Raw genomic sequence first — 3,295 nt, forward strand, 5'->3', positions numbered from 1 at the left:
GAAGACCGCATACCAGATCTGCGCATGTCTCGTGGGCTCGGAGTTGTGTATAAGAGCCAGGTAATAATGCTCAGGCCTTGCCTAATCACAAAAAAAGAGTCCATTGCGGGCCACAAGCCTGTGACGCAGGAGTGATCGGGGAAGATGGTCTGCTGCGGCCATGCGGAAAGGTCTGCAATGATACCAAATCACTGTCTAGTCACAAAAGAATTCATCGAAAACGCAAGCCTGTTGATGTAACCCGGAATGATGACCCCAGTCCTGAAAAAGCTAAATTGAATAAGTAACGATCTGATCCGGTACGTGACTTCAATGACGTTTTTCCCGGTGCTACCTTCAGTTTTTAGCAAAAGATCTTTGATAGAAAACAGACTTATTTTCTTGATCTATCCTTCCTCTCCATCCACCAAAATGCAAGGATAGAATTATTAGACACTCACTCTTCGCAGCACCGCTGTTGCCGCTAACGCTTTTGCTGATATCGTTGCCAGTTGTCTGTCAGGCCGAACTTTTGACAGAACGCTTTATTGTCGAGTTTGAACACAATGCAGTGTTTTCAAACCAGAACTTTTCTGTAAAGCGCGATCGGCATACACCGACAAAAAAAAACGCCCGATATAGCCAACACAAACGACTATGAAGGATCGGATTCACCGCCCCATGAGAAACGACAGAGACCGGGCGATTATGGGGTAAAAACGACCATTATTGAGTCGATTTCGTGGCAATGGTTTTACGCCACGCGTCTGCTGATGGGTTACGAACTTTTCCTGGCGACCGAAGAAACCCTTTTCAGCTCCAAATCTTATTCATGGCTACCTGTAGAAGTAGTAGTTGTTGTCGTTATCTGGCTTTTGAAAAGTTATTGGAAGCATGACTCACTGTCATTTAAATCGATCAGACAACATTCAGCAGCATCAATGCTGACAAGGGGGGATCACCCGTTTGCTACCATCACTATGGAGCCTGGCTCTGAACACAGCCAGCAACCACATCCGCTATTAGTATCATCCGGCGAGCAAGTCTCGGGAGCAACGACCCAACTCACGGGCACTTTCAACCGCCAGCTGTGTTCTTACTATGGCCGCGGTAACGGAGGCCCTCAACAGCCCCTCAACATACTTTAGGTTTAAATTGTTTCGTCTTTCCCTGTCATGGTGCTTGTGGTTTCCGATCCTCATCCATTAGCAACGAGCCTGATGAATGGACGCTGAATGCTACAGAAAGTTCAACAGACAACTTTACACACTCAATAATTGCAGGGACAGTCTATGCGACTGACCCTGCCGGAACACCCAATTATGATGTAACAATCGAGAGAAATTTGCCAACCAACCCTGATGACTGGGTTATAATCAACGGGTTACTCAAGTTGCATAATCACAGTCACCCCGAAGAAACCGGGATTGCCTCTGCACCTGTTATCCATTTGGAACGTACAATAGGGACTCCGCCTTCGGGCTGTCTTCCTTTGGCAGAAGCTCCCCATAGCCAGCAAGCTCTGTTGGATCCCAGAAGCAGGTGCCATATCAAGCCAAAAATCTGTCAAGTAAACGTAGTCGAAGAGGATGGCCGGTCACGGCCATGCGGCGGGGTCTTCAGGAGTGCAAGAAGCCTGTCGTCTCACAAAAGCAGCCAGCATAGCGGGCAACAAAGCTGTAAGGTGACTGTAGTTGGGCAGGATAGAAAGCCGAGGCCATGCGGGAAGGTCTGCAAGAGTCTCTGCAGCCTGATGGAACACAGATACAGAGATCACACCGGACAACAAACCTGTGACGTGCCTGTGGTCGGGGAGGATGACCAGCTGCAGCCATGCGGGACGGTATGCATCAATATCAGAGCCCTGTGGAATCACAGAAGCAAAGCGCACACGGGGCAACAAACCTGTGACATAATAGTGGACGGGAGGGATGGTCGACCACGTCCGTGCGGAAAGGTCTATCAGAGTGCTCAAGCCCTGGGGTCTCACAAAAGCAGATACCACACTGGGCAAAAAACCTGTAACGTAACAGTGATTGGAGAAGATGGCCAGCGGCGACCATGTGGGATAGTTCACAAAAACGCTCGAACACTGTCGTATCACAAAACCAGACACCATTCCACGCAACAAACCTGCAACGTAATGGTTATCGGAGAGGATGGCCAACAGCGGCCATGCGGCAAAATATTCAAGACTATTCATACCCTGTCGGATCACAGAAGAGTACATCGAAAGCGTAAGCCTGTTGGTGAGCACCAGAACGATGATCTCAATCCCTGATCTGACAACTGCCCCTTCATAAAGTTTATCCCAGTGCCAGTAAACCCTGACAGATCACAAAAGAAAATACCGAAAACGCAAGCCTGTTGATGCGGATCAGGACGATAACCTCAGTCGTTGATCTGACACCCGCCTTTTCATGAGGTGATCTATCCTTCCTCTCTATAAATTAGAATGCACGGATAGAATGCTTAAAAACTCACCCTTTGAGACACTGCTGTTGCTGATATTATTGTTATCTGTCGTCTGTCAGGCCAAACCGTGGACAGAACGTTTTATTGTCGAGCCTGAACATAAGGCAGTGTTTACAGACCAGAGCTTTTCTATAAAGGATGTCCAGCATACCTTGCCGGTCAACCCGTCAGATATTGTCGATACAAACGGCTGCGCAGCACAGGATTTGCCGCCTGATGATCAATCATTTTACGGGATAAAAGCGACCATTATTGAATCGATTTCGTGGCGATCAATCTACACCACTCATCTGCTTTTAGGTTACGAACTGCCCCTAAACATCGAAGAAGCCCCTCTGAGTAACACGCTTCATTCATGGCTTCCTCTGGAAGTGGTTATCGCTGTCGGTTGGTTTTTAAAAAGCTATTGGCTCCTATATTCCTCGTCGTTTAATACGATTAAACAAAAAGAAGCAACATCTAAGCTGACACAGGGGGATCATCTGTTTGCTACCATCATTATGGTGCCTGGCTCTGGACATAATCAACAACCATACCCGCTATCAGAATCATCCGACGAGCAAGTCTCTGGAGTGACAACTCAACTTGCAGGCACCGTCAGCAGATCCCTGCATTCTGACTCTGGCGGCGGTAACAGAGGCCCTCAACAACCCCCGCATACTTTGGGTTTAAATTGTTTCGTCTTTCCCTGTCGTGGCGTTTGTATCTTTCGATCATCATCTAATAGCAGATGGCCCGCTAAATGGCCGCTGAATTCCGAAGAGAGTTCGGCAGGCAACCTTGCAAATTCAATCAGTTCAGGCACAGTCTACGCAACAGACTCAGCCGGACCCAATTATGC

At 48.0% G+C, this 3,295-nt stretch carries 5 protein-coding genes; all 5 read left to right on the forward strand.

Annotation, left to right across the window (positions count from 1 at the left end; all coding sequences use genetic code 11):
- Positions 1-77: 77 nt before the first annotated feature.
- The gene (locus tag KDK16_RS02835; RefSeq protein WP_257274580.1) at positions 78-287 is read left to right on the forward strand and encodes a hypothetical protein; all 210 of its coding nucleotides are present in this window, start codon (positions 78-80) and stop codon (positions 285-287) included.
- Between the two features lie 224 nt (positions 288-511).
- The gene (locus KDK16_RS02840; protein WP_257274581.1) at positions 512-640 is read left to right on the forward strand and encodes a hypothetical protein; all 129 of its coding nucleotides are present in this window, start codon (positions 512-514) and stop codon (positions 638-640) included.
- 112 nt (positions 641-752) lie between these two features.
- Entirely contained in the window at positions 753-1,127 is a 375-nt protein-coding gene (locus KDK16_RS02845) for a hypothetical protein (protein WP_257274582.1), read from the forward strand.
- A 197-nt stretch (positions 1,128-1,324) separates the two neighbouring features.
- Positions 1,325-2,260 carry a hypothetical protein gene (locus KDK16_RS02850; protein ID WP_257274583.1) on the forward strand — a complete coding sequence of 312 codons (936 nt, stop codon included), beginning with the start codon at positions 1,325-1,327 and terminating at the stop codon, positions 2,258-2,260.
- Between the two features lie 187 nt (positions 2,261-2,447).
- A partial coding sequence (locus KDK16_RS02855) for a hypothetical protein (protein WP_257274584.1) occupies positions 2,448-3,295 on the forward strand: 848 nt, incomplete at its 3' end.

It is taken from the genome of Endozoicomonas sp. SESOKO4, from assembly GCF_024606275.1.

What these genes read in the sequence shown, in the direction of transcription:
- KDK16_RS02845 (WP_257274582.1), top strand. Translation starts at nt 753, where the DNA reads ATGGGTTACGAACTTTTCCTGGCGACCGAAGAAACCCTTTTCAGCTCC.